The sequence below is a fragment of the Marinobacter sp. SS8-8 genome (assembly GCF_030540945.1).
Taxonomy (GTDB): domain Bacteria; phylum Pseudomonadota; class Gammaproteobacteria; order Pseudomonadales; family Oleiphilaceae; genus Marinobacter.
Genome location: NZ_JASSVN010000012.1, coordinates 39,620 through 62,595 on the forward strand (window position 1 = coordinate 39,620; position 22,976 = coordinate 62,595).

Annotated in this window: 23 protein-coding genes; 20 read left to right on the plus strand and 3 right to left on the minus strand. The window is 49.6% G+C overall.

Going from position 1 to position 22,976, the window contains the following annotated elements:
• Positions 1–114: 114 nt before the first annotated feature.
• Both mobH and QPL96_RS12885 read right to left on the minus strand, forming a co-directional pair.
• A complete protein-coding gene (gene mobH, locus QPL96_RS12880) occupies positions 115–1,977 on the minus strand; it encodes a MobH family relaxase (protein WP_303287759.1) in 1,863 nt (620 codons plus the stop codon).
• Positions 1,978–3,618: 1,641 nt separating this feature from the next.
• Positions 3,619–4,767 carry a RepB family plasmid replication initiator protein gene (locus QPL96_RS12885; RefSeq protein ID WP_011783533.1) on the minus strand — a complete coding sequence of 383 codons (1,149 nt, stop codon included), beginning with the start codon at positions 4,765–4,767 and terminating at the stop codon, positions 3,619–3,621.
• A gap of 192 nt (positions 4,768–4,959) precedes the next feature.
• Between QPL96_RS12885 and QPL96_RS12890 the strand changes: the two genes are divergently transcribed.
• Both QPL96_RS12890 and QPL96_RS12895 read left to right on the plus strand, forming a co-directional pair.
• Positions 4,960–6,348 carry an AAA family ATPase gene (locus QPL96_RS12890; RefSeq protein ID WP_227663915.1) on the plus strand — a complete coding sequence of 463 codons (1,389 nt, stop codon included), beginning with the start codon at positions 4,960–4,962 and terminating at the stop codon, positions 6,346–6,348.
• Between the two features lie 2 nt (positions 6,349–6,350).
• Positions 6,351–7,499, plus strand: coding sequence for a ParB/RepB/Spo0J family partition protein (locus QPL96_RS12895; protein WP_072678419.1), 1,149 nt, complete (start codon positions 6,351–6,353; stop codon positions 7,497–7,499).
• Positions 7,500–7,814: 315 nt separating this feature from the next.
• On the opposite strand, the gene QPL96_RS12900 is transcribed toward QPL96_RS12895, so the two are convergent.
• Positions 7,815–8,369 (minus strand): transcriptional regulator, encoded by a 555-nt coding sequence (locus QPL96_RS12900; protein WP_303287760.1) that lies wholly within the window; start codon positions 8,367–8,369, stop codon positions 7,815–7,817.
• 599 nt (positions 8,370–8,968) lie between these two features.
• Between QPL96_RS12900 and QPL96_RS12905 the strand changes: the two genes are divergently transcribed.
• The 18 genes from QPL96_RS12905 (at position 8,969) to QPL96_RS12990 (ending at position 22,975) form a co-directional block, all read left to right on the plus strand.
• Entirely contained in the window at positions 8,969–9,574 is a 606-nt protein-coding gene (locus QPL96_RS12905) for an STY4526/YPO1902 family pathogenicity island replication protein (protein WP_303287761.1), read from the plus strand.
• 10 nt (positions 9,575–9,584) lie between these two features.
• Complete coding sequence (locus QPL96_RS12910) at positions 9,585–10,394, plus strand: PFL_4669 family integrating conjugative element protein (RefSeq protein ID WP_011783538.1); 810 nt, start codon at positions 9,585–9,587, stop codon at positions 10,392–10,394.
• 151 nt (positions 10,395–10,545) lie between these two features.
• A complete protein-coding gene (locus tag QPL96_RS12915; RefSeq protein ID WP_303287762.1) occupies positions 10,546–10,980 on the plus strand; it encodes a hypothetical protein in 435 nt (144 codons plus the stop codon).
• 580 nt (positions 10,981–11,560) lie between these two features.
• On the plus strand, positions 11,561–12,010 hold the full coding sequence (locus QPL96_RS12920) for a PilL N-terminal domain-containing protein (RefSeq protein WP_303287763.1): 450 nt from the start codon (positions 11,561–11,563) through the stop codon (positions 12,008–12,010).
• A complete protein-coding gene (locus QPL96_RS12925) occupies positions 12,010–12,924 on the plus strand; it encodes a hypothetical protein (protein ID WP_303287764.1) in 915 nt (304 codons plus the stop codon). Before QPL96_RS12920 ends, QPL96_RS12925 begins: the two co-directional genes overlap by 1 nt.
• A 373-nt stretch (positions 12,925–13,297) precedes the next feature.
• Positions 13,298–14,023: a TIGR03759 family integrating conjugative element protein gene (locus tag QPL96_RS12930; RefSeq protein WP_303287816.1), complete on the plus strand. Its 726-nt coding sequence runs from the start codon at positions 13,298–13,300 to the stop codon at positions 14,021–14,023.
• A gap of 10 nt (positions 14,024–14,033) precedes the next feature.
• Positions 14,034–14,570, plus strand: a complete 537-nt coding sequence (locus QPL96_RS12935) for a transglycosylase SLT domain-containing protein (RefSeq protein WP_303287765.1) — start codon at positions 14,034–14,036, stop codon at positions 14,568–14,570.
• Positions 14,571–14,593: 23 nt separating this feature from the next.
• Positions 14,594–15,115 (plus strand): integrating conjugative element protein, encoded by a 522-nt coding sequence (locus QPL96_RS12940; protein ID WP_303287817.1) that lies wholly within the window; start codon positions 14,594–14,596, stop codon positions 15,113–15,115.
• Positions 15,115–17,163 (plus strand): type IV conjugative transfer system coupling protein TraD, encoded by a 2,049-nt coding sequence (gene traD, locus QPL96_RS12945; protein WP_041657475.1) that lies wholly within the window; start codon positions 15,115–15,117, stop codon positions 17,161–17,163. Before QPL96_RS12940 ends, traD begins: the two co-directional genes overlap by 1 nt.
• Before the next feature lie 3 nt (positions 17,164–17,166).
• Positions 17,167–17,895, plus strand: coding sequence for a TIGR03747 family integrating conjugative element membrane protein (locus tag QPL96_RS12950; protein WP_011783546.1), 729 nt, complete (start codon positions 17,167–17,169; stop codon positions 17,893–17,895).
• Positions 17,896–18,213: 318 nt separating this feature from the next.
• The gene (locus QPL96_RS12955; protein ID WP_303287766.1) at positions 18,214–18,522 is read left to right on the plus strand and encodes an RAQPRD family integrative conjugative element protein; all 309 of its coding nucleotides are present in this window, start codon (positions 18,214–18,216) and stop codon (positions 18,520–18,522) included.
• A complete protein-coding gene (locus QPL96_RS12960; protein WP_041657474.1) occupies positions 18,522–18,776 on the plus strand; it encodes a DUF3262 family protein in 255 nt (84 codons plus the stop codon). The genes QPL96_RS12955 and QPL96_RS12960 overlap by 1 nt, the downstream gene beginning before the upstream one ends.
• Before the next feature lie 32 nt (positions 18,777–18,808).
• A complete protein-coding gene (locus QPL96_RS12965; protein ID WP_011783549.1) occupies positions 18,809–19,180 on the plus strand; it encodes a TIGR03745 family integrating conjugative element membrane protein in 372 nt (123 codons plus the stop codon).
• Positions 19,181–19,194: 14 nt separating this feature from the next.
• Positions 19,195–19,587, plus strand: a complete 393-nt coding sequence (locus tag QPL96_RS12970; protein ID WP_199447792.1) for a TIGR03750 family conjugal transfer protein — start codon at positions 19,195–19,197, stop codon at positions 19,585–19,587.
• A gap of 2 nt (positions 19,588–19,589) precedes the next feature.
• Positions 19,590–20,255: a PFL_4703 family integrating conjugative element protein gene (locus QPL96_RS12975; RefSeq protein WP_072678431.1), complete on the plus strand. Its 666-nt coding sequence runs from the start codon at positions 19,590–19,592 to the stop codon at positions 20,253–20,255.
• Positions 20,256–20,257: 2 nt separating this feature from the next.
• Positions 20,258–21,106, plus strand: a complete 849-nt coding sequence (locus QPL96_RS12980; protein ID WP_199447791.1) for a TIGR03749 family integrating conjugative element protein — start codon at positions 20,258–20,260, stop codon at positions 21,104–21,106.
• Positions 21,107–21,117: 11 nt separating this feature from the next.
• Positions 21,118–22,602 (plus strand): TIGR03752 family integrating conjugative element protein, encoded by a 1,485-nt coding sequence (locus tag QPL96_RS12985; RefSeq protein ID WP_303287767.1) that lies wholly within the window; start codon positions 21,118–21,120, stop codon positions 22,600–22,602.
• Positions 22,568–22,975, plus strand: coding sequence for a TIGR03751 family conjugal transfer lipoprotein (locus tag QPL96_RS12990; RefSeq protein ID WP_178338804.1), 408 nt, complete (start codon positions 22,568–22,570; stop codon positions 22,973–22,975). The genes QPL96_RS12985 and QPL96_RS12990 overlap by 35 nt, the downstream gene beginning before the upstream one ends.
• The last annotated feature ends 1 nt before the right edge of the window (position 22,976 follow it).

A 22,976-nucleotide genomic window follows, 5' to 3' on the forward strand; every position in this document is an offset into this window, starting at 1 on the left:
GTGGTTAATCCAATCTTTGGGAGCTAGTTTCCGGGGCCTATACGAACTACACCCAGCGATCGCTACTATTCTCCCCTCCCCTCAGCACACGATGGCCAAATGCAAGCCCCCCCACTAAAGGTGAATTTTGATCGCAGGATTAGCTGCAAAGGCTCTCAAGGATGGGAAACAGGCTCGATTTAGTAAGTAGACCTTCAGTTCACTCTTTGAACGCTGGCCCTCCACTGAAACGGTCACGATATTTTGTCCATCTGTTCCCCTCTGATGAATATCCAAAACTTCCAGTTCTCGTTGGAGAACTGTGTAAACCCGCTTATCCCCTGCTCTCTTTTCGTACAGGCGTTTCTTTAGCGAGTTCTTATCGAGGAAGAGATTAAAAATTGCCGGAGTGACCAGTGCGACGTGGCCATCAAGGATGTGGACAGGCGCCTTAGGCTCATTTACCCGAATTTGCCGGCGGGCAATGCCTTTCAATAACCAGGCCAGGAAGTCATTTTCTCTCAAAATATCTTCCTGCACTTCACGTTTGGTCTTCCAGTGCTCTACAGCCTTCTCTGAGGTCAAACCGTGAGCTTTGCTTCCTGGTTGAGCTCGAGCCTGCGATTGTTTTTCCTTGGCCTCTTCAGGTTCCGCACCGCCCTTCTCTTTGTGAGCCGTAGTTATCTTTGAAGTGACAGGACCGGTGGCTACTTTTGGTGCTTTCTGATTGTGCTCATTGTTATGGCTTTCTATGCGCAGGTGATCCAAGTGGCCTTCCCCTGCCTCTGGATCTGGTTCAACGACCCGAGATATCTCCAAGGGGGTACCATTACGGTCGATTGGCGTGACAGTGCCATCAAACATGTCTGGCTGGCTTGTTGGCCAGATGATCTCGTTTTTAAATCTCAGGAAAGTTAGTTTTTGCTGCCAATTCTTTCCGTGGTCATTGATTTCAGCGTACCAGACGCTATCTCCATCGGGATTTGGAACAAGGCAGTCGTGGTCATTCAGAATGCCGAAAAGAGTGACAACATTTTTGGGGATCCCGGAGTGACCTTCGTTGATCAGTTGGATTCGTACTGCCTCCATTGTTGCCTTAGATACCACCCAGGTATCCTGATCGGTAACCCAAACTGCGGCGCCTGGTTTGTTTCGCTTGAGGTCGCCATCGTTAACCAGTTTACGGAGTGAAACGATGAGCTTTTCATAGAGTGGGACTGTGTTTGTGTGGTCAGCTTTCTTGCCGGTATTCGCACCAACGTTCTTTGAAACACTTGCCCCATCAGCAGCACGAACAATTTCTGCGATTACCTGACCTCCAAAAGTAGAATGTGAAATTGTGCTAAACAACTGTGAAATTAACTCTAGATCCTTGAATAGCCAGGTGGCAGCTTCCTTGGTGAGAAGTCTTGGTAGTAGCGACATCGCTGATTTCTCATGCAATGTCTTGGCTAGCCGTGTGTTCTCGATTTTTCTTCTGAACCGGTAACGGTACGCAGCACCTGGTGGGATGTTTCCATACCAAGGGTGCCAAATCTGAAATTGTTTTTCAGGTAACCGGTAGACCACTTCGATATCAGTAACGATTTTGCCTAAATCGTGAGAGAGTATTGCGATCATGGCTGCGAATCGCCAACGGTCCGCGGACTCCGCAATAGATTCTGGTTCCGCGTTGGGTGGCAGGATGTATCCCTGGGATATGCGGACGCCTGCGTAGAGTGCTTCCAGAGTGTGATCGATTAATCCGCCTGACTCTGAATGGTGATGGATCTCGGAGGCTGGGACTTCCTGGACTAGCTCGGCGAATTGCTCAATAGCGTAAAGATAGTGTTTGTTCCACACTTGCTCCGTGACACTGAACAATCTCTTGACCCTCGAGATAAGCTCAGTCCTTTTTGGCTGTTTTAATAGATCCTTACCTGAAAGGGCTACTGCGTATTCAGGTGTTTTGGGTTCTGGTGAGCTAGTTAGTTCTTTCGGTATCAATCGTTTAAACATAGAGTCCTCCGCAGAGTGATTCTGATCGAACCCCATTGAAACCTGTACTAAAAAGGGTCGAATCAAGATGACCCAAAACGAAGTGAACGTAATAGCTTGGTGTTAGAAAATTGGGCATCTAACCACCTACCCTAGAGTCAGATGTGGCTATTCCGAAACTCGTCCCATTCACTTTGAAGATTGATCCAAAAGATCAGCGGCTGGTTAAGATGCTTTGCGCGAAGGATGAATCCATCGATTACCAATACCAGCTTTTGGACTCTGCAGTAGCCTGGGCCTTTGAGCATCGTGTCTCTTTGATGCCCATTGCCCCTCAGAGGAATGGTGTTAGCAAAAGCTACTATATCTGTGAGTCAACGGAATTGTTGATGGACCTGCAGTCTTTCTGGAACTGCAATACCACTCGTGCTTTGCATACGGCCCTGTTTCATTTTCTTAGAGCCCGAGCGGCTGTTTCCGATTAACGTTTAGTTGTCATCTGTTTCTGCTCCCCTGCCCTGCTGAGAAAATTCTTTAATTGATCATGTCAGAAAATGTTGCAGCTTGTTGCGTCGTATTCTGGATCGTAGATCGGGTTAAAGAAAAAAGCTGACAAGTTTTTTTCTCTGATTATTAAAGACAAAAACGGATTAATAACGGGTTAACAACGGTAGTGCTACGGAAGACCTTGTTGCGATCGGGCCTGTAGGCCTTGTGGGATAACGGTTTAGCGTAGAAACTGCTATGACAAACCGTAGTAGTTTGCTGCGTGTAACCAGAGTAAACCGCTCTCTTTAAACAGAGTGAATTGCTCGGGCAAACCTTAGTGTTTTTCTATCTCAAACCCTAAACACTCAAATTTATACATTCCTGTCCACAGGTTATAAACATGATATACACAGCTTTGTCCACAAAAATCTACTTAGTAGTTGCCTGAGCACCGTCAATCTATCAACTTCTATCTCAAACCGCAGTAATATTTTTGACCTCTATCTCAAACCCTAGTAATTCTCTATCTCTAACCCTAGTAACAGTTCGAGCGTTTTCTTTAGCTATGGTTCGACAGCCTCCTTAAAAATACAAAAAAACAATATAAAACAATAGGATAGAGATTTTCTTGAAAATCTAAAGTATTTTTCCCTTCTATTTAGTGATCAATCCCCCCAGTTATTTTTTTTGCTTCAGCAAACTCTTCTCGGACACTTCAATGCTTTTTTAAATCAAGCGATAGTAAACGTATGCCCTTAGTGTTCCTGGGATCTGAGCCTAGCGAGCAAGCTATGGTGACTCTAAGACAGGCATGCCTCCAATCCCTTGTGCGACAAGGGACAAGCCCTGAGGAACAAACTCTATGGCAAACCCTAGTATTGTGTTTTTCGTATTAAAAAATTCCTGAATTGCTCGATTTTTGGCCTAAAGGTTACTCAGGTTTGAGATAGGAGTTTAAATTAGGTGGGTCAGAGTACTAGGGTTTGAGAAAGGAGGCGTGTGGTAGTTAGCCGTTTGCTTGGGTTTGAGATAGAAGTGGGTTCTTCAGGAAATACTGCAGGCTGGGATAGACAAGATTTAAAGCCAAAAAACTATGGTTTGAGATAGAAAAGGCAAGGAGAGGCTTTTGTGCTGGTGGTTTCGTAAGGGGCTTACTTGATGGAGTCTTAGGCTTTACTCATCGAAAGGAATCTGATCGATATCTTGGACTGAGTCGTCGCCCTGCCCTGCCCTCGCTTCTGACCACCAACCTTTTTCGTCAGCCTGTTGATGATCTCGCTTGTCTGAGATCTGGGCCTGTGCTTTTCCAGCAATGCGATTTGCTGTTTTGTTACTGGCCGCTTGCTGCTTTGCAAACTCATTCGTAGCTCTTAACTCAAACAGCCAGTCGACGATCTTGGCTTTTATCTTCTTTGGTGTGGCTTCATAGCTTTCAATCACCCGCTCAGCGATAAGCTCTTCAAGGATGTCCTGCAGGAGCGCTTTATCCTGGTAGAGGTTTTTGTAGGGAGCTTTCATGGCGGCAACCAGGGTTGAAAGTTTGACGCGATACGGGTTCCCCGGCCCGGCTTGGATCCAGCGATTACACAGCCGCTTATAAATCAAACGTGTGTACTGTCCCTTAAAAGAAAGAGCCTTTTTGTAGTTATAGCGACGGTAGTTTGCAGTCATGATGATGCTGGTCACCATCGGATGAAAGCAAACAAAGGATTTGGTCTCACCTTTCGTGGCCTTTTCTGCGAAGGCTAGAAATGGGAGGAACGGTGCCGAAAAACTGATGGAGCCATCTTCGGCATCGAATTGGAGATGGGCCCGGTTTAGTACGGTGATTGCTTCACGGATTTCGGAGTAAGAATATTGAACCTTACCGTTATTGATCCGTTTGAGCTCTTCATAGACCTCATAAAGGCTGAACTCAATTCCAACTAACTGCTGTCCCTTGCTGTCACCCGAGGTAATTTCATAGGCTTCTGCCCTTCTCTCTGTGGCGAGCTTTCGAAGTACGTCTTCAATGATCTCTTCTCTGGCTCCAGGTCGCACAAAGACTCTTTTCTTTGTGCCATCGGGCATAATGCGTTCAATGTTTGCATCGGTGACCGAAACATTAATGATTAAGCCGTTGTACTCCGTTTGCCGCACGAACTCAGTGTCATCCGCAGCAGCTGAGAGCCGATATTTCTTCTTTTTGTCGTACTCGAATTTTCCTACGGTGTCATAGATCTCGAAGGAATGGCTGTAATTCTGATCTATTAAGGGATCCAGCCCGAAAAGATCAAGCTTCAGCTGAGACTTTTCTTTTTGTTTGAGAACCTTCCTGTCCATGTGCCCTTCCGCGTCAAGCTAAGTGTCCGGTATTCCGATATCGAACGTCGGATTTTACGAGCCAAAATTATCAATGAATCGCTTGGTTTTGTGTATGTCACCAAAAAGGCATTTTCAAAGGCATTCGGTAACATTAGACTATGATTATCCTACATGTATTCTGGATGTCAAATAATCAGGAAGGGTATCAATATGGCTGACAATGATTCGGAAAAAAGTTACCTCGAAGCTGCGCTGAAAAAGATCAATACGGTCGTCGCGCGCGGTGAAAAAATCATGAAGGAGATCCCTGGCCTTGTAAAGAAAGCTCAGATTGATAAGCACGACTTGACCTGGCTTGAGGAGAGTGAGGTTGATGATAGGGTTCAACAGCGTCGATATGGAACCACGCAAGCTGCTGAGTTAGCAGGAATTAGTGTAGGCCTTCTCTATGCTGCTGAGCAAGATGGTCGCCTGCCTGAACCAGAATATCGCAGCGATACGGCGAGGAAGGTACGAGCCGGTTACACCATAAACCATATCAACCATATGCAACGTGTCTTCAATACCGCCCCCAGGAAACCAGAGGGTTCGTCTGCTGCGATTGCTGGAATTTTGAATTTGAAGGGCGGGTCTCAGAAAACAACGACCTGCCACCTATTCTCACAGTACCTCGCAATTCGCGGGTATCGCTGCTTGCTTCTGGATACCGATCCCCAAGGTTCTTTGAGCTTCTATTTTGGCAAACGCCCTGATGACAATGTTCATTACGAAAACACTGTCGCCCCTTTTTTTCTGGAAGACGATGAAGCTCTAGTCGAGGCAGGCCACCCGGAAGGATCTTCGAGGTCTTTGCACTATGCAATTCAGAAAACCTACTGGGATAACATCGATATCATTCCTGCCTGCCTTCAAAACCTCAATATTGATCTTTTGATGCCTTCCGTGATGAATGAAGCCAACGTACCAATGTTGGATCGCATCATGAAATTACGAAACGGCCTGTTGGAAGTGGGTGAAAACTACGATTTCATTATCATTGATGGTACCCCCTCACTAAACCTGTCAACGCTGAATGTTGTAAGCGCTTGTGATGTCTGTTTCGTCCCGACACCAGCTGCGATGCTGGACTTTGCCTCTACGCTTCAGTTTGCAGGCCTGGTTGCGGAGACTGCTGAGATGTACAAGCAAGAAAAAATGTATCCGAACATTCCGGATATGCGTTATTTCATCACAAAATACAGCGGATCAAGCTACGCCCACTTTATGGGGCAAATAATCCGTCGCGTTTTTACTGTTGAGAGAGGTGATGTCCTATCTACGGAGGCTCACGCCTCGGATGAAATAGGGAAGGCCAATACCAGCACTTACTCCATCTATGAGAAGAACCCCGCTGAGTCAGATAACCGAAAACGACTGAAGAAAACGATAGAGATGTTCGATCGGCTCTTTGAAGAAATGCATGATGCGGTCTGGGAAACTTGTTTCGAGGATGCCTTGCGCTCATCACACTTGGATAAAATCGACGAAATTATGTCTAGTGCGGATCTTGCTCGTGATGACCTTAAGAGAGCCAACCGCTTGTCAGATAAGGAGGCCTAAAGATGGTTAAGCCTAACAAGTATGGAAATATCGATGAGCTTCTCCCTGGTGGGGGTGAAGAAACGGATTCGTCATCCAGTACTCGTAAGAGGAGGCGTCCATCGCCAGCTCTTGGTGCGATGCAGGGGGAAAGACGCCCAATTTCTGTTACAGAATCGCTGAAAGAGGAGAAGGCTAAAGCCGAGCGGGCGCTTGAAGAAGCTACATCAAAGTTTGAGGAAGAGAAACAAGAGCTTCTCCGCCTTCTTGAGAGCAAAGAGTCTGAGGAGAAGGGCAAGCCTATTGTATTGACAATGCCTGTTACTCAGCAGGAAGTGGTTTTCGAGCTTCAGAGAATTGACCCATCCAAAATCGATGTTTCTCCGGAAAATGAGCGCATTCAGGAGTTTCTTGATGAGATTTCACTGAGAGACATTCTTCCATCTATCAGAAAACAAGGGCAGCAGTTCCCCGGCACTGTAAGGCCTAAAAAAGATGGTCGCTTTGAGCTCATTGAAGGTTCTCGACGGTTAAAGGCGGCTGTGCTTGCCAAGAAGCCGTACCTGGCTCTCGTCGGGGACGTTCCAGACGCCGACGTACGTGAATTGAGTGTTATTGAGAACAAGCACCAGGATGTTAGTTATTTCGAAAAAGCGAAAGCCTGGGAGCGGCAAATTAATGATGGCGAGTTTGCCAACTGGACACAGTTGGGGGCCGCTAAGGGTATTAGTTCGTCAAATATCAACAGATACAAGGCGTGTGTTGAGCTTGATGAAAAGTTTGTGCGCATTCTGCCATCACCCTCTGATATGCCTCTTTCTTATGGAGAGATGATATCGAAGCTGAGAAAGAAGAATGAAAGATCCCTTTTAGCCAAAGTGGATGAGCTGTTAGAGCTTCGCAAAGAATCGATGAAAGAGGGTGGGGAGTCGCTGGGTGTTGAGGAGGTTATCAAAGCGCTTAAAAGCTCTGTTCGAGTTAGGCAAGCCCAGCCAAAAGCTAAAGCTCCTGTGCTGTACAAGTCGCCTGAAGGTGATCGTTTTCTGAAGCATGGCATCACTAACAAGGGGACCACAAAGTTTGAGATTGATGGTGCGGACGAAGAATCTCTCTCGAAGATTGTGGAGTTTCTGACAAAGACGTTAGGGGTTGAACTTAACGAGAGCAATTGAGGTTCTGGCAATTCCCGCGACGGGAATTGCTAGGAAATCCCGGAGATTCCCGTTGCGGGAATTTTTAGCAAAAAGCCGGATTCCCGCCGCGGGAATCCGGCTTTTCTTTACCCCTAACCACTTGAAATTAAAAGGGTATGTTTATGGATCGCCTTTAAAAGTGCGGAAAAAGTTTCCGGCTTTTTGGGCAACATAGCTGAGAAATCAGGGAAACTTTTTCCTCCTTTAACGGCGGAACCGGAGAGAAAACGGGGGAAGAATTTCCGTTAAATCCCGGGAATAAAGCGTGAGGAATTCGGGATCTGAGATGAGAGATCAAAAGTACTCCGATGGATTAAAACCCAGTTTTCGACACAGATCATCCAGGTCATCCAGGTCATAAAAGTTCAGAGTGATGGTTCCGTTCTTTCTCTTCTTGTTGAATCGAATGTCTGTGGGGCGGCCGGTCACTTCACTCATTGTGCTGGCAAACCGAGCAATATCGACATCCTTTTCCTGCGTATCCCCACGAGCTATTGATTCAAATTCATGGACAGGGGAGCGGGCTACTAAGAGTTTTCTCAACAGCTTCTCACGTGTTGGGAAATCGAGCTTTGCGATGGCACGAAGGTGACCAAGGGTAATTCGATCAGGATTGTTAAACCACAGATCCATTTCCCCATCGGTTAAAGCCTGGCTGACTCTGATGAAATGAGTAACTGTATAAACCTTCTCAATACCCAGGGCTTCACGGATGTCTCTGTTCTTGTATCCATCCTGGACCAGAATCCGAATGACGTGGGCTGTGATAGGGTCAGAAGAGAAGTGTGGTTGGGATTTGTAGTAGTCGATTGCCTCTTCGGCGTCCGTTAAAAGCGGTAAATGAGCCATCCTGACCGACCTTTGCGTGTAGGTATGGGTTGCAACCGAGTGGGGTAGCATTCTTGCCCATCATTATAGTCACGTGACTAACAAATAAAACTTCACGTTGTGGGAAGGCCTAATCATCAGCGTTTAGTCATATGACTAATTGTATTGGTTAGATCGGACCAAGATCGCTGTCATTTGTAGAATGCGGCTGGTGAGGGTAGGGCGGGTCGCCATATAAATTTCGCCCGAGGGCGCCGTGGAAAGCCATCATGCGCCTTGGCAAAGTTTCGCGAACATCGAGCAGGCTAGTCTGAAGGCTGGTGTTACGTATACCTTGCCAGGCCTGTGCATGCCTGACAACCGTGATCAATGTCTAAAAAAAACGTCTCAATAAATTTTTAAACTCTAAATAAGTCGAAAAAAATTGACACAAAGCCTCTTCGGGCTAATCATGTCGGAAAAACATGGCATAGAGTTTGTTCTGAAGTACGGATGCTGCTCTCGAGTTCCGAGGTCTCCTCTAGTGTTCGAAAAGAAGGGTTCCGTGGCGAATAACTGCGCCCGGGCTTAGCTTTTCTAACAGCCATGACCCATGGTTAGCCGACACAGGGGAAAACGTCGTGGCCACCAATGTAAAACTCAAAACTGAATCTTCAAGGTTTCTTTCCACTATTTTGGTTAGCGCACTCGAATCCTGCCGTGAAGGGGATTTCGGGTTACAAGAAGATCTGGGCCTATCGCTTGAAGCGATGCAGGCTTTGGATCAGTTGAAGGCTGATCAGATCCAGTCGATCTCAGAAAATTACGTCCGGGACGTGCCTAATCTCAAATGGTTTCCCGTTGATGTGTCTAAGCTGACGCGAATCATTGAGATAGAAGCGAGGGAAGCACAGCGCTATGTCATGATCGATGAATTTCTTCGTCGAGGCGCATGCAAAGAGATGATGGCTGAGCTGTTTGGACTTCGAAGCACCCAGGTTGCAAGCCGAAAACGATTCCTGAATGTTCCGACTGTGAAAGGGCGCCTTCCAGCTACGACTCTCGATGAACAGCGCAAAGTTTATGATGCATGGTTAGCCAATATAACGATTGCCGATAAGCGTCAGCGCATGCTTGTCGTTGCTAAAAGCACGGGAATCCCGCTTTCGCAGATTTACCGTGAAGTCCAAATCATCGAACAAGTTGCTGCAACAGCCCACAGCAATGCCTCCCGAATCTGCGCTTGAGGATAGAACAATGACGAAAGAAGCAAAAAGCAAAATGGCATCGATTGCTCCAACACAGGATATCGAAATCGAGTTAGCCACAAGGCCAGCATTAAGGCTTTGGCAAGGCCGTGAAAAGACAGAGAATCGTCACGGCATTCTGGGCTTGCCTGGTTTCTGCTCTCGAGTTCGCTCCATTGAGCAGGCTATCAGAGAGGACGACCCCTACGCTGACTATCACTTCGCTCAGATTGAAGAGGGCATCGAGCACCTCTCCGAGGATCTGGATGAAGAACTGAAAGACATTAAGGCGTTCATTGATGAAAACATTCCACCTGCAATGCGTCTGCCAGATGTCGCGAGTAAGAATCCAGCAGTAGTTCCAGTGCGGTTTGCTTCAAGGTTGGGGTTTCAGTTGGTGTACCAGTTGCTGAAGGTTGATCAGATTGTTCTGAGTGTTCTATTGGCCAATCACATTGGCTTGCTTCCGAATAAGGAGAAGTTCCAGACATTGGCTAGAGTTGAGAAAAGAGTAAGAGGAGTCCTGCACCTCGTTTATCGGTATCGCCATACCGGAGTGACCCGGGACGATATGGCTGCAAACAATCAGCGAGCGCAAAAAGCGAAAGAGCTGATGGGTGATTTGGAGATCGGATATCTTGAAGGCAGTACAAGATCGGATAATGCCCCGACGTTACCGGTTAAAAGGCTCCAGACGCTTGGCGGTGAACTGACGAGACACCCTAAGGCGAAAGGAAAATTACAGGATCCTCGCTTGACTGATCTGGAGTCAGAACTAGACCGAGTTCTTGCCGAACAGGAAGCTACTGCAACGGCATGAGTGCTTGAGAAACGTAATTATTAAGGCGCCTTCATTCGGCGCCTTTTTTCGATAGGTACTTGGATCAGAACCGGACTGATCCTGGATCATAACCAGCCCTGTAGCTGGATCAGAACCGGTTATCAGTGGTTGGATCAGGGGCAGAAATTTGATGGCCGACTCTTTAAATATAAATTTACTAATACCTTTTAAGGATAATAGTGGTGCTCGACGTAATCTCTACAAGGCCGAGATCGAGAAATTCCGAGCACAGTTGGATGCGAGGGCATCAGAGATTGGGGATGATCTCGCGACTATTTTTGGTGATAACTTTGAGTTGGCGATCAGCTCGAGATCAGACGGAACGACAAGAAAATACTTTTGGCGGTTTCGATCGAGCAAACGGGATCGGAAGTATGTCCGACTTGCGGCAGTCTCCATCCAGGACTACCTCAGAAGTCTCGATCGCGAAGAGGTGCGTCACTTGAAGGTTCTGGAGGAGGAGATTATCTATCTCAATGCGAACTTGCGCTTGCTGAAGGCAATGGCAGACTCAATTGAGCAATCAGAAAATGAAATCGCTGAGCTGCGAGAGCTGGCTATTTAGTTGAAAAACGGAAGGGCTTCTGTAATAGTTCCTGAATCACCCGCAGCCTACGGGCTTATCTGCGAAGAGTCCCTTCGCTATTCTGAACAACACCTCCATTGTGCCAACCCGGCATCGGATCAGGCAATCTTGCTTTTACCTGCACTATTTTGAGCGCTAACCAGAATCACCTGCGAAGCAGGGTAGGGGGAGTCCGGTTAGCGTTCACAATACAACCTTCTCGATGCTGGAAACTCGGTCAGCAAGCAAGCGATTCTTGTATGATGATGACGCCAAACGCCGAGTGGCTTTTGTGTAGCGAAGCTATGCCGTGCGAGTGCTATAGGCCCGCACGAAAAACTAGGGGAAAAACGATCCCGCCGCCCCATTTCCGGATCAGTCTCCAAATATGGGTTTCGCTGAGCCCAGTCTTTATTTAATGAGGGGAGATCATTGATTGATCTCCCCTCAGCAATTTCGTTCGCGCCCTTAACTACTTTATAACCCTCCGAATAGGTCAACAGGCCCTGACCTAAAAAAGCAAAGACATGCCCATCCCCGAGTTACCGTGAGTCTGCTTAACCGTGTTGAGGTAACTCTAATGAAATCAATCTCACTTGCCCTAGCTCTGAGTTGTTTGAGCTCATTCGCACAGGCAGACACACACCCGGGAAGTCCAGATGAAACTGTCGAGCGGATTCAAACGGGCCGCTACAGCTATGTAAAGAATATCCCGCCGGCAGATCAACTGAATCCCTTAAAGGTCGTGGTCCGCACTAACATTCCGCAATCAGTCAGCTCTGTCGGACAAACCGTTGAGTTTTTACTCGCACGTTCCGGGTATGTCCTGGCGGATGCGGCGGTGTTAAGCGAAGAGGCTAAAGCGTTGCTCAACCTCCCGTTGCCAGCAATCCATCGAAAAATAGGACCAATGACGCTCGACAAAGCGCTGACCACTCTCTCCGGTGAGGCGTTCGAACTTGTCGTTGACCCTGTGCACCGGAAAGTTGCATTTGAACTTGCGTCAAACCTGGTTGCGAGGAATCAGTAATGCCGAAGCTGGGTCAAAGTATTATTCGCTCCATTGAGGGTGGTAAACGTCGAGATCGGGTTGACCAAGGGGCGTCTGATGATGAATTCGCAGAAGCTGGACTTTCTGAGTCTGCCACGGTCCATAGTGGAGGTATTGAAGACCCGACTCTGGATTTGCCTGAAGAGATATTTGTTCAACCGGAAGTCGAGTCTCGCGGGGAACCGGAACCCATTCCCGTTTCAGAACAGCCGAACCAAAAGAGTCGTAAATCGAATCCAGGCGGCGGAAAGTTTCTCATAGCGTCCGCATTAACCATCTCATTGGCTGCACTCGTTGCTAGTGGCTATATCGGGTTCCAGCAAGTAACAGGCGAAGTTAACGTCAGTCAGTCGATTAGCGATATCAAAGAAAGCCTGTCTGCCCTCGCGAGTCGCGACAATGAAATCGCTGAAGACTTGTCGGACACGCAGTCGATCGTTCAGGTCAACGGTTCAAGAGTGACAACGATTGAGCAATTCGGGCGGGATCTTAGAACGATGCAGGTTGCGATCGAGGACATCCAAGTTGAGCTGGGAGGTATTAAAACCGTCATCGATACCCAGAAAAAGGTTATTGATGAACATCGCCAGGATATCGACAACATGGGCAAGCAGGTCAAAATCCTGAATGATCGCCCGGTTGTAAAAACCATCGTCCAGAAAGTAGCCGCTCCGGCTCCTCAGCCTCAACTCAACCATTCATTGGAAGGTGCAACGGTTGCCTCAATCGATATGTGGGGGAGTCAGCCGTATGTTGTTCTTCGCGATCGCAACGGTGGATGGATCCCACTACAGACCGGTGAATATTACCAGGGCTGGCGTCTACAAGGTGCCGTAGGAAATGAGGCGATATTCAAGTCTGGAAGTAAAACACGCCGGTTGGCGGTGGAGTGAAGCATGGAACCAATTTTAATGGTATCAGCATTCATTCTGTTCGTCGGCGGGGACATCCTTATAAACGATCAGTCTGCGCCAGACATTAGAGATTCTGAGCAAAGTTCACATATTGAGCTGGTGAGAACAAACGCTGCCGTTGGGTACGAGCGTGGCTATTTTGCGTGGTCAGACGATGGCTACTACATCTCGAACCTGACACCTGAACCGATTCAGCCTGAGGGTTGTGACAAACCAGTGCTGGTATCCGACCTCAGTGTGCCTAAGTCTGGCCAGACACTACCTGTCGAATCCGTTGACCTGGGGTGCGGGGGATAGGTTCATGCATCTTGGCAAAGCGATATTGATCTCGTCAGCGGTGGTGTTATCCACGATGGTTCAGGCTCAGGTTTCGCCTTCGGCATTTTCCGGAAGCTCTCAGATTGATACCAGTTCATCGTCTAGTGTGGATCGAAACTCTCCAGCCGCCCTTACTAACGAAGAGAAAAGTCTCGCCAAACAGTGGATGCTCGAAGAAAGAGATTGGACAAAGTACAAGCAGATTATGAGTGGACCAAGGGGTGTCTGGTCGCCCGGCCTTGATCCCTTGACCGCTCTGGGGGTGTCTGAGACCGATCCCAAAGAGCGTGCCCGGTATGCCGAGATCTGGATGAAGGTCGAATCCCGAAGAATGGAGCTGGAGTTAGCGTTTGAGGTCGAGCGCCAGAAAGCCGCTCAACAGCTGCTAGGGACTCAACCTGTGATCGACAACCGAGAGTGGATTGAAGACTGGAACAGAAAGTACAACTCAATGACTCAGTACATTGGTTTTTTTGTTACGGATGATTGCCTGGAGGACTGCGAAGACCTTTTTCACGAAGTCAGTGCCTCGGTCTCGAGAACCGCCCGGCTTGATATCTGGTTCGCCGGTGATGCCACAGCCGAGTCCATCGGCCATTGGGCGAATCACATGAAGATTGATCCGGAAATCGTTAGAGCCCGGAAAGTGACCCTCAACTTTGAGTCCGGAAAAGCGGCGGAGTTTGGTGTCGACCTTTCCAGCCTGCCGGCCGTCAAAGTGATGGACGTTGAGACCGGTCAGATTCGGGATTACGAGTGAGGTTTGAAGCATGAGCCTCGTTCGTATGCTAACCCTACTGCTTCTATTCATTAGTGGCCCGAGTGCCGCTTCAGACATACCTGGAATGTATCTACAGGTCGCAGAAGAACAAGATGTTCCTGCAAAGCTTTTTTACGCGATCATTTTGAATGAAAGCCGCAGCACCAATAAGCATATCAACAGAGTATTGCCCTGGCCCTGGACCATTAACCACCGGGGCAATCCACATTTTTTCCATAACAGAGCCGCGGCTTATCGGTTTGCACGACAGCTGGTGGAATCCGGTGATTACCAGTTCGATGTCGGTCTTGGACAGATGAACTGGCGCTGGCATCGCCATCGTTTTAGTGACCTGTGGGATGCGTTGGATCCATACATGAACCTGACAGCGTCAGCCGCACACCTGAGGGAGCAATACGAACGCCCGGAGTGTAATTCCTGGGATCTTGCCATTGGTTGTTATCACAGACCCGCACAGAAGCCATTGGATAAAAGAATTGCTGCCAACTACCGAGAGAGAGTTATGAAACTATGGTCAAACATCTGAGCGTGCTTCTCTTGGGTCTGATGATGAGCTCGGCGACAGTGGCATCAAGCCCGAAAGCGAGCCCTGAAGCACTGACAGGAGTCCACGAGCTTGAGGTCATCGGTGACTTTGGTGGACAGTCTGCGCAGCCATTTCTGCCCCAGAAAGCAGACTTTCGGGCCCAACTGCAAAAGCTGCAACAAGAGCGGAAAGGGCGCAGGTTTATGACCTCACACATTCCCGTGTCATCGCCATCGCTATCAATCGGCAGAGTGACCGATGAAGAAGCCAGAAATGTCCCGTACCACATGGTCTCCCGGGCCATGTTCCTGATTGGGTACGACCCCGTTTCCCGGAACTGGCTTAAGGAAAACCGCCAGTTCCTGGCATCAAAGAATGCCGTGGGCTTTGTTGTAAACGTACAGACAATTCCCCAGATGAACGAACTACAGTCCATCGCAGGCGAGGGTATTACGCTTCAACCCATGCCCGGTGACCGTTTCGCTGAATACATGAACATTAAACACTACCCGTTCTATCTGGATCGAGATGGAGTTATGCGCTAGTGGCCAATTACCCACTTGAAGGGCTGCTCAGGCCGCCGGTGGAATACTGGTCGATGAGTGTCAGCATTGGTGCGGCCGGGATCTGCCTGCTATCACCCTCCACATTGATGATGACACCGAGTGTTGGCTACACCTCGGCGGCGGTCTTAACCGCGTTTGCTGTATACCGCTTCATTCAGGGAACACGGGTTACCCGATATCAGCGCAACCTCAAGCGTCTGCCACGATTTGAGATGTCATCGCGCCAGATTCCTTGCTATCGGCAACACCTCTATTTGGGGCAGGGGTTTCGCTGGGGTCAGCACCATACCCAGCGCTTGAAAGATACGATGGCTCCAGCATTCGCCAAATACACGAGGCCGTCCCGAATCAACGCCTGGTTTCGGGAATTTGAGAGAAGAATAGAGCACACCAGATTAGGCTTCCTTGCGGAACTGACCAGTAAAGATCATCCACTGAATCCCGTGCGACCTTACCCGGCTGTCGGCGGGAATCCGGCTATCCATGCGGTTGAACTCAACGAAAAAGAAGTGCTTCTGGCCATGTCAGAGCGCGTCGGTCACACCCTTTGCATGGGAACGACCCGAGTCGGTAAGAGCCGCCTCGCCGAAATTCTGATTGAGCAGGACATTCGCCGTAACGAAGGGCCCGTCATCGTATTCGACCCAAAGTCAGATCCTGGGCTTTTGACCAGGATGTATATGGCGGCGAAGCGAACAGGAAGAACAGACGATTTTTACATGTTTCACCTCGGTTTCCCGGAGATCAGTGCTCGTTACAACGCTATCGGTAACTTTTCGCGTATCACTGAAATTGCCGGCCGCATTTCTGGTCAGCTGTCGTCAGAAGGAAACAGTGCTGCTTTCAAGGAGTTTGCGTGGCGCTTCATTAATATTGTCGCTCGTGCGCTTGTTTCCCTGGGAATGCGCCCGGACTACAACAACATTCTCCGGTACGTGACGGACATTGAGCCTCTTTTCAATCAGTACCTGGATTGGTGGCTGCCAATGAACGGTGATGAAGGCTGGATGGAAGACATCAATGCGATGACCGCTGATGCCGAACGGCAATACAGATCCAATCCCCGCATGGCTAAACATGCCAATCCGCGAACCGAGGCTTTAAGGAAATATGTTGAGCAAATGCAGGTGAGTGATCCGATCCTGCACGGACTGCTTTCAGCCTTACGCTACGACAAAACGTACTTCGACAAGCTGGTAGCGAGTCTTTTGCCCCTTCTTGAGAAACTCACCACAGGCAGAATTGGCAAGCTACTGGCACCCGACTACTTCGATGTCGACGATGACCGGCCGATTTTCGACTGGACGCAGATCATTCGTAAGCGAGGTATTGTCTATATAGGTCTGGATGCCATGACGGACACAGAAATCTCCTCAGCCGTTGGCAACTCAATGTTCTCAGACCTGGTCAGCGTCTGTGGATCTATCTATAAGCACGGCTTCGAACATGGAATGCTCGAAGGCAAGGCGAACGTTATGCCCAAAGTATGCTTACATGCAGACGAGTTCAATGAACTGATGGGGGACGAATTCCTCCCCATGGTCAATAAATCGGGCGGTAGCGGCATGCAAATTACCGCCTATACGCAGTCCCGGGGCGACATCGAGGCTCGTTTGGGGAATACCGCGAAGGCCCGCCAGGTGGAAGGCAACTTCAACAACCTGATTATGCTGAGGGTCAAGGAAAAGGAAACAGCTGAGCTGCTCACCAATCAACTGCCTGAAGTTGAAATTGCGCAGATCATGACGGTATCTGGCGCGAGTGATTCCTCAGACACCGAGTCCAGTGTGGACTTCACGTCTAATACCCAGGACCGGATCTCAATGCTCCGTGTACCGATGCTGGAGCCCGGACACATAACCTCATTGCCAAAAGGGCAGGCTTTTTGCCTGTTGGATGGCGGTCAACTCTGGAAAGTTAGATTTCCGCTGCCCGTGGAAGATGATGAAGACATGCCCGAGAATCTTCAGGCGCTCACCCGGGAAATGGATAAAAACTATCACACGGCGGAAAATTGGTGGGCATGAGTAATGGCTGAGGCGAGCACTGAACACCCGGCCCGGCGGCGAGGGCCCATAGGCAAGACGATTGAGCTGGTTCTCAAAATAATCGGATTGCTCCTTTTTTCTGCCTTTATGTCCGTAGTAATCGAGTGGGTCGGTATGGCGTTTTTCTACGACGAGCCAGGATACGCCCACGCCGAGTCCATGATGCAAACGGAGATTGGGTATTTGAGCGAGTCCCTGACAGGCGGGGACGGCATGAATGAAGGTGCGATTTCATCGGCCAGTGAAACCGTAAGTACCGTAGCGAATTTTCTTTTTATCGATTCAGGTATTGTCGACAATCTTCAAGCGGTAAAAACGGTGTCTCCGGATGACGGTGAGATCAAAGCTGCAGTAAAGAGGCTAGTAGCAGGATATTACGACTACCTCATGGCGGCAGTTTACGTTCTGATCATGTTCCTGGTTCGAATGGCCATTCTCTTTCTGTCGATGCCGGCTTTCATACTGTTCGGCATTGTAGGGATCAGCGATGGGCTGATGCAGCGGGATCTGCGGCGTTGGTGTGGCGGGAATGAATCCGGGTATGTCTATCACTGGGCAAAACGATTCTCCCTACCGGTATTGGCCCTCGCCTGGATTCTCTACCTGTCGATTCCAAATTCGATCCATCCGAACTTTATTATCACGCCGTTTGCGGTTCTTTTTGGGCTTTGTCTGATGGTCATGACCTCGAAGTTCAAAAAGTATCTTTGAATGCTGGCTGTTCTAATTCCCCATACTCCCTTGAATCCGCGGGGGGTATGGGTGAGACGGCTATGTTCCGAGATCCGGCTGGCGAAAAGCACTACCGCCCAAACACCTCTTGCTGGATTTATCCTGCGCCCGTTTGTAGCCATCACCTCAGTCATTGCTTCACTTTCACTACAGCTGTTCTGTCCTTGGTAAGCCAATGTTTCTTTGCCAATCCGTAACGAAATAGGTCAACTTCTGTTGACCTAATAAACCCGATGCCCTCCGCTCGCTCTGATTAAATTCAACTCATCTCCGGTAAGCCAGTCCAATGGATTCGTGATGAGTAACCTGAAACACCTTCTGCTGTTTTGCCTCCTCGCATTTGTGCCAGTGTCCAACGCGGACGTATGGGCTGAGCGTGAGGCCCTTTCCAATATCAGATCAGAACTTGCCGCGCTCGAAGTGTTGGTTATGAGTGCTAAGGCCCGTTCCAACTCAAACGAACGCACCCAGTTCGAGTACGAAACTCTCTTGGCTGACCTGCGCAAGATACAGGCAGGTATTGCCCATCATCTGACCGTTCCGATGGAGCCCATTATTCCGTCGGCTATTGATGCTCTCAGTGAATCCTACACGGAGCATCAGTAATGAATGCGCAACAACAGCAGTGGTTCGCTGAAGGCGCAGGGTGTGGGGGCGGTCCTTGCTTCCAGACCTCTGCGGCCATGCTCGATGCAATTCAGCTCATTGGTGGGACGGCGTTTTTCCTCTACACGGCCTGGCTCTGTATGCAGGCCTATGAGGATTTTGGTGCGGAGCGAATCAGCGGTACAAGCATGCTCGTCATCTGGTGTCGGAGTGTTTTTCTGTTGATGGTTCTTTTGTACCTACTCGTTAGCTAATAAACCAACCTAAACAACCGGGTAATTGAAAAATGGAAAGAGCGATTCATCAAGGTTTGCACAAAGCGCGGGCCTTTAAACACGGTGTTGCCATGGCAATGTTGGCGTTTGGAACACAGGTCCATGCTGCATTGCCGACGACAACTAACCCCTCCCAAGCGCCTGCCCAAGGCGATTACATCGGACTGCTGAAAGGCTACGCCTATGACATCGCCATCGTACTTGGTTTGATTCTGGGCACCATCGCCTTTCTGGCCGTCGCTCGGAACATGATTTCGACCTACAACGAAATTGGGGACGGCAAGAAAACCTGGGGCGATATGGGGATGCACGGTGGTATGGGCGTTCTGCTGCTCGTCTTTGTTGTCTTCCTGCTTACCGAAGCCTCAACCGTTATCTTCTGATGAATCAACCAGGAATGAAGGGTCGAGAAATCGACTTCATCCCCGACCGGCTCATTGAAGAGCCGGTTGTTTTCCGGGGGCTAACGGATACGGAAGTCGTTGTTCTCATCAGCGTTGGCCTAGTTTTTTGGATTCCTGTCTCAGTTCTGGTGCTACTGCCGTTCGGGTGGGGGTTGTTTGGCGTTGGGATCGGAGTGGGTATGGCCATCGCCAGTTTGCTGGTCATAGGGAAATACCTTCAGGAGCTGAAGCGCCGCAGACCTGACGGTTTGCATATTGTCTATCTGAAGAAACTTGCCCAGAAAAAATTCAGTTTTATCAATTTCAACTACATCGAGACGTCCCAAGGCTGGGATATACGGCGCGAGAAGCCCGTTGTTCGAATTCATATGGAGACGGAGGAGTGACAATGGGGCGTACAAAAAAAGCTCTCGATGGTCGCGATTCGCACATTCTGACCCTACGAATACTGCTCGGACTTTTAAGTGTCGCACTGATTCTTACGATCATGGGATGGAGGGATGCACCCGAGCACATCAAAGTGGATATCCCGCCCGATCTTCGTTCTGGCTCTACCCGTGGAATCGACGAACGGCATCCATTCAATATTTATGCGTTTGGCTACTACATCTGGCAACAGATGAACAATTGGCCAGTTGAAGGCACCGATAATTATAAACAACAGATCGAGCGCCTGAGCTGCTACATCACTCCACGATTTAAGGGTGAACTGGAGCGGGATTATCAGCAGCGCCTTTTAAACCACGAGCTCACCCGCTCTCGCGCACTTCAGGAAATGCCGGATCGCCCGTACACGGCCAAACGAGTCTATGTGGAATCTGGAGACAGTTGGGTGGCGTTCTACGACGTCAACGTAAAAGAGACGTTCCGGTCCGAGATCGTCAAAGACATTTTTGTTCGATACCCCATTCGAGTCGTGCGCTGGGATGTGGATCCCGAGTGCAATCTGTGGGGCCTGGCGCTTGACGGTTTCTATAAAAAACCGAGGCGACTGGAAGGCGGCAGCCGGGAGCAGGATGACGTTCAGAACACCTCTTCGGAAATCGGTGAATAAACATGCGGAAATTCATTATCACATCAGTCGCCTTCCTGTGTGTCGCCACATCAAGCTGGGCGGAACAGATTATTCATTATGACAATCTGCCGGTGACCATTGAGCTGCATAATGGCGAGGAACGATCCATTCAGTTCGGTTCCCATGTTCAGGTTGGCATCACCAAAGGACAGCAGGTTAAGAAACTCTTCCGGGCCCAGTCCGCGCAGGGGGCCGTTCATTTCCTCCCTTACGAAGCATTTGATAAACAGCGCGTTCAAATCCGACGCATGGACGACGGTAAAGTGATCCTTCTCGATCTCATCGCTACCGACAAAGCCGATGGAGAAAAATCACTTGAGGACGTCCGGATCGTGCTGGCATCGGACAATGTGGTTTCTTCGGACGACGCTGCCGCATCTATGCCTGAAAAGGTTGAGCTGATTACGCCCATTGACCTGACTCGCTACGCGGCGCAAAGGCTCTACGGCCCCACCCGACTGCACCACGATCAAGCCGGGATTTCGGAAACGCCGCTTGCGGTCAAAGGCGCGGTACGAATTTTCAAAGGCCCGGCCCGTTACAAAACCCTTTCAAAGCCTGTTGTGGCCTATCAGGGCGGCGGGTATTACCTTGCGGCGCTGTACATCCGGAATGTTTCTGACGAAACGGTTCAACTGGATTATCTGGACCTCAACCTGCCGTTTTCACATGCCACGTTACAGCACCACAGTCTTGAGCCACAGGGAACGCCCGGCGATAGCACGGTGTTGTACCTGATCTCTGAGCGGTCCCTCAAAGAGACACTCTATCCCTGGACTTACTACCAGGACCTGAAGCGTGAAACCCAAGCGTCTGTAGCGGACAGCTAAAGGAGAGCCTGATGAAAGCCAACATTGTTGTCAAAACACTGGCCGTCGTCGTGGTTGCGGTTCTCTTCGTCATCATCATGAAAGGCGGCCGTTCCAATGACTCTCAGGCCCAATCTGATCCCGGCTCGATCGAGACTTCGGGTCTCTCAGCTATTGAGAGCGGTCCCGGTCAGATCGATAACGGTCTTGGGATAGATCCCTTGGAAGCGGATTACCTTCAGGAAGAGTTCGGTGTAGACGTTGATACTCCCGTTGAAACGATGCGGACGTTGACCAATGAGACGCGTGCGGTTCGCGAGGACAGCATTAAGCTGCAGGAAGAAAACGAACGCCTGAAGGCGAGGATCGACAGTCTCCTGAAGATGGAGGAGAGCCTCAATAAGCGGATTGCCAATCGATTCGAGAACGCCGAGCGAGATGCAGCGGTGCAGAAGCGACAGCTTGAAAACACTCAGGATCGCACGCGAGGCCTGATTGCTCAATTGGAAAGCCGGCTGGAGGAACTTCAGGGCTCGAATGAAAAAAGCCAGACCACGGCCAACGGCTACGACATTAACTCAGCCGGAATCCCTACGGGCCTTGGTTATGACGACAGCGGCTCGCCCGTCGACTTTGATCAAGTGATTTGGACAAATCCCCTGGAAGCTGAGGTAGACCCCCGGGACCCATCAAAGATTTCGCTGCCAGATTTTGATCTGGGCGCCAGCAGTGTTTCCTCGGTCACCGGCCTGGAGATGCCACAACAAAAGCAAAAGTCTAAAGAAGAGCGGCTGGTGAAAGCGTACACCATTCCCGATAACGCTACGTTACTCGGTTCAGTCTCGATGACAGCCCTGTTGGGGCGCATTCCAATCGGGGGGCAGGTGGTTGACCCGTATCCGTTCAAGCTGATCGTTGGACCTGAGAACCTGTCTTCAAATGGCATCAAAATTCCCGGTCTTACTGGCATCAAGATGTCCGGGATTGCCAAGGGCGACTGGACTCTGAGCTGTGTCAGCGGACAGATCGACTCGATGACGTTCACGTTCCAGGACGGAACAATAGTGAGCTATCCCGAGCCAGGCGAAAAGTCTATAGATGCCATTGCGTGGTTTTCGGACAAATACGGTATTCCTTGCGTGACAGGCCAGCGGATTACAAACGCGCCAAGTTATCTCGCTCAGAAAGTTCTCCTGACGGGGGCCAGTTCTTATTCCAAAGCCAAAGCGGACTCCGAATTTACCACCTCAACCAATGCCCTTGGTGGACAGACCAAAGGCCTGACTGGCGATCCCATGGTGGTCGCAAAGAACGATGCCATTTCCAGTAGCCTCGATGAGGTGACGGACTGGCTTGATGCCCGCCAAAGCAATTCGTTTGACGCCATTTACGTTGAGCCAGGAACGGAGCTGGTGATTCACATCTCGGAACAACTGGCCATTGATTACGATCCCGAAGGTAGAAAGGTAAACCACTATGCGAATGTCAATCGCCGCTCTGAGTATTTCCTTGATTAGCGTTGCGCTGACTGGTTGCGCGAGTAAGGACAACTTTATTCCTCAGCCCAGTCAGGACATGAAAGCCGTTTATGCAAATCACATGAGCGGCGTTGGTGATGGACAGTTGCTGGATACCCGCGCTCTGGTTCGCCGTCCAATGGTCGAGGGAGACGTTCGGCTCAGCGATTACGTGCGTTCCGAAAAAAATCAGCTGCAGAAACGATTCAAACTGCTTCCCAATCCGACGATGTACATGTTTGTCGCTCCGCACTTGGCCACCAGTGACCAGGTCCCTATACCCGGTTATTTGACCGAGTTCCGTATGTGGGAGAAAGACCACTACGCGATGCCGGGCGAGCTCAGTGATATGCGGAACGAATTCGGAGAGTAAC

What these genes read in the sequence shown, in the direction of transcription:
- mobH (WP_303287759.1), bottom strand. Translation starts at nt 1,977, where the DNA reads ATGTTTAAACGATTGATACCGAAAGAACTAACTAGCTCACCAGAACCC.
- QPL96_RS12885 (WP_011783533.1), bottom strand. Translation starts at nt 4,767, where the DNA reads ATGGACAGGAAGGTTCTCAAACAAAAAGAAAAGTCTCAGCTGAAGCTT.
- QPL96_RS12920 (WP_303287763.1), top strand. Translation starts at nt 11,561, where the DNA reads ATGAAATCAATCTCACTTGCCCTAGCTCTGAGTTGTTTGAGCTCATTC.
- QPL96_RS12940 (WP_303287817.1), top strand. Translation starts at nt 14,594, where the DNA reads ATGAGCTCGGCGACAGTGGCATCAAGCCCGAAAGCGAGCCCTGAAGCA.
- QPL96_RS12990 (WP_178338804.1), top strand. Translation starts at nt 22,568, where the DNA reads ATGTCAATCGCCGCTCTGAGTATTTCCTTGATTAGCGTTGCGCTGACT.
- QPL96_RS12895 (WP_072678419.1), top strand. Translation starts at nt 6,351, where the DNA reads ATGGTTAAGCCTAACAAGTATGGAAATATCGATGAGCTTCTCCCTGGT.
- QPL96_RS12975 (WP_072678431.1), top strand. Translation starts at nt 19,590, where the DNA reads ATGGGGCGTACAAAAAAAGCTCTCGATGGTCGCGATTCGCACATTCTG.
- QPL96_RS12910 (WP_011783538.1), top strand. Translation starts at nt 9,585, where the DNA reads ATGACGAAAGAAGCAAAAAGCAAAATGGCATCGATTGCTCCAACACAG.
- QPL96_RS12965 (WP_011783549.1), top strand. Translation starts at nt 18,809, where the DNA reads ATGGAAAGAGCGATTCATCAAGGTTTGCACAAAGCGCGGGCCTTTAAA.
- QPL96_RS12980 (WP_199447791.1), top strand. Translation starts at nt 20,258, where the DNA reads ATGCGGAAATTCATTATCACATCAGTCGCCTTCCTGTGTGTCGCCACA.
- QPL96_RS12935 (WP_303287765.1), top strand. Translation starts at nt 14,034, where the DNA reads ATGAGCCTCGTTCGTATGCTAACCCTACTGCTTCTATTCATTAGTGGC.
- QPL96_RS12925 (WP_303287764.1), top strand. Translation starts at nt 12,010, where the DNA reads ATGCCGAAGCTGGGTCAAAGTATTATTCGCTCCATTGAGGGTGGTAAA.
- QPL96_RS12960 (WP_041657474.1), top strand. Translation starts at nt 18,522, where the DNA reads ATGAATGCGCAACAACAGCAGTGGTTCGCTGAAGGCGCAGGGTGTGGG.
- QPL96_RS12985 (WP_303287767.1), top strand. Translation starts at nt 21,118, where the DNA reads ATGAAAGCCAACATTGTTGTCAAAACACTGGCCGTCGTCGTGGTTGCG.
- QPL96_RS12915 (WP_303287762.1), top strand. Translation starts at nt 10,546, where the DNA reads ATGGCCGACTCTTTAAATATAAATTTACTAATACCTTTTAAGGATAAT.
- QPL96_RS12900 (WP_303287760.1), bottom strand. Translation starts at nt 8,369, where the DNA reads ATGGCTCATTTACCGCTTTTAACGGACGCCGAAGAGGCAATCGACTAC.
- QPL96_RS12890 (WP_227663915.1), top strand. Translation starts at nt 4,960, where the DNA reads ATGGCTGACAATGATTCGGAAAAAAGTTACCTCGAAGCTGCGCTGAAA.
- QPL96_RS12930 (WP_303287816.1), top strand. Translation starts at nt 13,298, where the DNA reads ATGGTTCAGGCTCAGGTTTCGCCTTCGGCATTTTCCGGAAGCTCTCAG.
- QPL96_RS12970 (WP_199447792.1), top strand. Translation starts at nt 19,195, where the DNA reads ATGAAGGGTCGAGAAATCGACTTCATCCCCGACCGGCTCATTGAAGAG.
- QPL96_RS12950 (WP_011783546.1), top strand. Translation starts at nt 17,167, where the DNA reads ATGGCTGAGGCGAGCACTGAACACCCGGCCCGGCGGCGAGGGCCCATA.
- QPL96_RS12955 (WP_303287766.1), top strand. Translation starts at nt 18,214, where the DNA reads ATGAGTAACCTGAAACACCTTCTGCTGTTTTGCCTCCTCGCATTTGTG.